Below are 4,554 nucleotides of genomic sequence, written 5' to 3'. Positions count from 1 at the left end.
ACAAGCGGAGCCACCTCTTCCGGAGCCTGAGCCGGATCCCGAACTGCCGGTTGCGCTGGAGCTGTTCGTGCTGTCGCCATTCGACGAGCCATTGCCGCACGCGGTGAAGAGGAGCGCGAGTGTCAGTGCGGCAGTGGTCTTGCCAACGCAGGTGAGCGTGCAGGGCGGTTGCGGTGAACGGCGGCGCGCATGATCTCGCGATACTGAATGCAATCGATGCATACCATTCTCCTCGCTCCCGGATGAGCGCCCTCGCACGATGGCATGGCGCGCTCTTCTGCTTCGCGGCGCGGCCAATCTTTCCATGGTAAGGACGTCGGCGCGGGATGGGACGACATCGCTTCGTCTATTTCCGCCAGATGAGTGCAATTGTTTGTGGACCGCGCCAATGAGTGGCCGCGCCCGACATGTTCTAGTGCTGGCGATAGAGCTGTCTGTTTTCGGCGACGCTGACGGGAGGCGCCGCGGGGCCACTATCGGGCTGCACAAAAGCCTCCACGGTGGGAGGCGCTACGCGCGGCGCAGGTGCGGCGGGCGCTTTTGCCGCGACGTTTCGCACAGCGGCAGTATGTGCCTTGACGTCCTGCTGCGGCGCCGCGGCCGTCGTCTTGACGGGCTTGCGCGAGCTTTCCGCCGTTGACTGGACGCACGGCGAGCGCGCGCCGCACTCGGGATTAGCGGGCTTCGCAGTCACCTTCTGATCGTGCGGTGTTGTTGTCACGACGCGCGCGCGCGTTGGCTCGGTGCTTGCGGCCTGATGCGCGCGCGGCGCAGGTTGAGGCAACGGAGGTGCAAGCGGCTTCGCGGCGAGCTGGCTCGCGGATGCCTTGTCGGCGACGGGCGGCGTCGATCGGGATGGCAGGCTCGGCGCGCTGCTCGCGAGCGTGCTGCTATGCGCATCGGCGGGCGGGATGGCTGCGGTGCCTGCAATCGCGGTAGCGTCCGCGACATCGAGACTGCGCAACGCCTCGATCTGCTCGCGCAAGGCGCGCGCGAGTTCCTGTGTGCGTTCTCCGATCGTCGGGCGATCGTGATGCGAAGCCGCTCGCAGTTCATTCTGGCTCACGATGCGGCGCAAACGGCTTTGCATGGCGTCGCGTTGCGTCAACGTAACGTATGTCCCGAACGCGATCGCAAAGCCGAGCAGCACAGCGGCTGCGCCAGCGCTCAGGCTCCAGTCCGGCGTTCCCACGGACGCAGGGGCCGCGAGGCGGCGTGGTCTCGGCACGACACGCCGGACGAGTGGCGAAGGCGTGGACTGCAGGGCGCGCGCCCCGTCGGGTGACGGCGGTGGGGGAATGTCGGGCGCTGAAGCGTCGAGGGGAAATAGCAGATCGAGTGGGCGCGCAGGAAGGTCGCGCTGCACCACAAGGTTCGTCTCCGGCGTCTTGTCGCATTGCTCATGCGGCGCCGCGGGACGCTTGCGAATCGTGTCCATGGTGGACTCCCATGCCGGCATTGCAGACGGCATCGCACATTCTTCTCGTTGGCAACCATTGTGTGCAGGACGTGGCCAGGTCACGGTGCGATACATCTCGCGTGATCGCAATGGTCTATGAGCAATATGTGTCAGCTTGATCAATAGGTCAATGAAACTCCACTATTGGTTTCAAAAAAATGTTGTTCGTGCGTGAAGGAATGAATTCTTGCAGGGGTCGAGATGAATTGCGCGGCTTTCTACTGCGGAATAGATATGAAGATTAAAACGGCTAAGTCGGCGAATGGAAAATCCCAGAGAAATGAAGTGCAGGGGTGACGTCAGTGATTTAAAAAATCAAAAATAAATGGCGATAAATCCGCTAGTGCTTTTGCGCCAATAGCGACCCTAGGTCGTAGATGCCTGAAAGTGTTGGGTAAATTTAACCGCATCGCCGTCATGGCGAAGGCCCGCGTTAATACGTCCCTTATCACTCCATTGGTGCACATCCGTAAATTGGACCTATAAATCTTCATACGTTACAAAGTGTTACCCCGTTTCGGCAGACGTAAGCGCTTCCATTCGGTAGCATTCGGCCTGGCAAAATGGAATCCAGTGTCACGATAATTTTGTGTGACGCTTGAATCGCACGGTGGACGGATGTTCTAGCTTAAATGCTATGCGGTATCCGCGTTCATAACACTGACGGCCGCAATAGCCGGATTCCATCTTGCAGTTACATCTGGTTGCAATCGGTTGAGCACGGCCTCACTCGCGCGGAAAGAAACGGCGGGCATGCAGGAAATGCGTCGCTCGAAAATTACCGGCACCGCGTCGCACCTGTAGTCGGCGAAGTAAGAACGACTCGGCGTGCAGGAAAGCCAACCTCGAAATCCAGCGTCCGCATCCGGGCATTTTTGCCAGGCGTTTTCGGACGGATTTCGATTGCCCATTCGCACTTCATGAAACTCAATTCCCTTCTTGTTTCCTCTTCAATAGCAATCCTTCTCTCCGGCTGCGGTGGCGGTGGTGGCGGCAGCAACGACGCGGCTTCCACGAGCGCATCTTCCACAAGCACGGGCTCCACGAGTGCATCGACGAACAGCGTTTCCCAGCAGCCGGGAGCGTCCGCTGCCAATGCGACGGCCAACGGCAATACCGTGGGTGGCATCAATTGCGCCTCGCCCGTAAAGGCAGGTGCAGCAGCGGGCGGCACGCGGATTTCTGCGGACACACCAGGCAGCGACGGCACGCGCATGTTCGCGTCGGGAGCGGACTTTCCGCTCGCATTCACGACGAACGCGGGCAATGCGGATACCCTCAACTGGGCGATTACCGATACGGCGGGCCGGGTCGCGACAAGCGGGAGCTTTGATGTGCCGAGCGGCGCGTCGCAAACGACACTCACATGCAAGTCGACACTCGCGGGTTATTTCGCAGTGTCCGCGAGTCTGAAGACGGCGGGTGGTGGTCTGCCGCAAGCGGGCACGCGTCCCACGGGCATTGCAACGTTTGGGGTGGTTCCCGACCTGTCGAGCGTCGTGCCCGCCGTCGCTTATACAAAGCAGGAGCAGCACCGCTTCGGCATGCAGGGTGAGAACGACAGTGCAGCAGTGCTTGCCGGCCTCGGCATCACGCAGACGATCGATGACCGTCAGATGTCGACGATGGAGCCGAACGGTCCGAATACCTTCAATCCGTCGGCAAGCAACCTCGATTCGTTCTATACGACGGGTAATGTGATGCGCCTCATCCGACTCGACGGTGTGCCGGGCTGGGCGTCTACGACGGGTGCGTTCCAGGACTTCATGACGCTGCCGAAGGACATGTCGTATCTGCAGAACTACATGAGCCGCGTCGGCACCGAATCGAACACGATCCGGCAGAGGTACTTCCCGAAGCAGTCTGCGAACTTCTATCAGGTGACGTGGGAGCCAAATCAGTTCTGGACCGACACGGATGCCAATTTCGTGTCGCTGTACCAGTCGGTCTATCAGGGCATTCACTCGACCGACCCGAACGCAATCGTCATGGGGCCGGCAGATGCGTTTCCAAGTCTCACGAACCAGCGGCTGCAACGTATTGCGTCGCTTGGATTTGGCAAGTACATCGACGGTGTCGCGACGCACGGCTACTACGATGCGGGCACTTCTCCTTCACATCCGCCTGAACGTCTCGCGACCGATCCCGATCCGGCAACGGCTGCGAACGCACTCAACAACTCGATTCGTACGCTGCGCACGACGATGTTGAACCAGTACCGCTCGGGCATGAAGCTGTATCAGACGGAAGTCGGCATCAGCTACGACCTCGGCTCGTCGTACGGCCCGAACTATCCGACGGGTAACGTTCTGTTCGCGCAGGGCGCAGTGGTGGCGCGCACGCACATCATTCTGCTCGGCGAAGGCGCGGACGTTTCGTACGTGTTCTACGGCGCGGACTATCCAGATGAAGTGGGATACGGCACGTTCTTCGATCTGTCGAATGCTCAAGGCTCGTTTGGTGCGACGAACATCAGTCCGAAGCCGGCTGCTATGGTGATGAGCGCGATGACGCGCGTGCTCGACGGCACCAACACACTCGGTCCCGTGAAGAACACGCCATCGGGTGTCTATGCGTACTCGTTCCAACAGGTCAGCAATGGTTCGGTAATCACCGCCTTGTGGACGCACAACAATAACGTCTGGAATGCGAGTGCGGGTTTCAGTTCGACGTATAGCGTCGCGTACAACCTCGTCGTGGATGCGCCGGGTACGAACGGTACGGTCAAAGTGATCGACATGATGGGCAACCCGATGACCATGAACTACACGGACGGCACGTTAAAGCTGAATCTTACGGAAGCACCTGTCTATGTGGTGTCGAACAATGCGAGTGTCGCTAAGAGCAACGTGAATCCGCCGCCGGGTTACGTCGGCTCCTGATTTATGTCGTGTGTGCAGGCGGCCCGCTTCGGCCGCTTGCGCTATCGGCAGTACATGTGAAAAACGCGCGGTTGTCCCGCGCGTTTTTTCTTCTGTACTTTGCGAATGTGAGGAGAGTGCGGTGTGCCTAAGAAAGTGGTGTCGCAGTTTTTTAATGCGACACGAAATAAGTTCTTGACAGGCCCTATGGGCCCCCGCATAATTCGGCCTCTC

The 4,554-nt window shown here is 59.6% G+C and carries 4 protein-coding genes; 2 read left to right on the top strand and 2 right to left on the bottom strand.

What is annotated here, in order from left to right:
• Positions 1-193 (top strand): hypothetical protein (locus tag BN2476_RS47875; RefSeq protein WP_218274615.1); only part of this gene is annotated, 193 nt, incomplete at its 5' end.
• Between the two features lie 219 nt (positions 194-412).
• Here the strand turns inward: BN2476_RS47875 and BN2476_RS44335 are convergent.
• Together BN2476_RS44335 and BN2476_RS49190 are read right to left on the bottom strand one after the other, a co-directional pair.
• Positions 413-1,438, bottom strand: coding sequence for a hypothetical protein (locus tag BN2476_RS44335; protein WP_087740414.1), 1,026 nt, complete (start codon positions 1,436-1,438; stop codon positions 413-415).
• 799 nt (positions 1,439-2,237) lie between these two features.
• A complete protein-coding gene (locus BN2476_RS49190; RefSeq protein ID WP_235851261.1) occupies positions 2,238-2,675 on the bottom strand; it encodes a hypothetical protein in 438 nt (145 codons plus the stop codon).
• On the opposite strand from BN2476_RS49190, the gene BN2476_RS44330 reads away from it, so the two are divergent.
• Entirely contained in the window at positions 2,674-4,341 is a 1,668-nt protein-coding gene (locus BN2476_RS44330; protein ID WP_235851260.1) for a hypothetical protein, read from the top strand. The genes BN2476_RS49190 and BN2476_RS44330 overlap by 2 nt on opposite strands.
• Positions 4,342-4,554 lie beyond the last annotated feature (213 nt).

The sequence above is a fragment of the Paraburkholderia piptadeniae genome (genome assembly GCF_900007165.1).
GTDB classification, from domain to species: Bacteria; Pseudomonadota; Gammaproteobacteria; order Burkholderiales; family Burkholderiaceae; genus Paraburkholderia; species Paraburkholderia piptadeniae.
This window is presented reverse-complemented; position numbering and strand designations above follow the sequence as displayed.

Bases quoted from the DNA above. Each gene is read 5' to 3' on its own strand.
- BN2476_RS49190 (WP_235851261.1), bottom strand. From the start codon at position 2,675: ATGCGCGTGCCGTCGCTGCCTGGTGTGTCCGCAGAAATCCGCGTGCCG.
- BN2476_RS44335 (WP_087740414.1), bottom strand. From the start codon at position 1,438: ATGGACACGATTCGCAAGCGTCCCGCGGCGCCGCATGAGCAATGCGAC.
- BN2476_RS44330 (WP_235851260.1), top strand. From the start codon at position 2,674: ATGTTCGCGTCGGGAGCGGACTTTCCGCTCGCATTCACGACGAACGCG.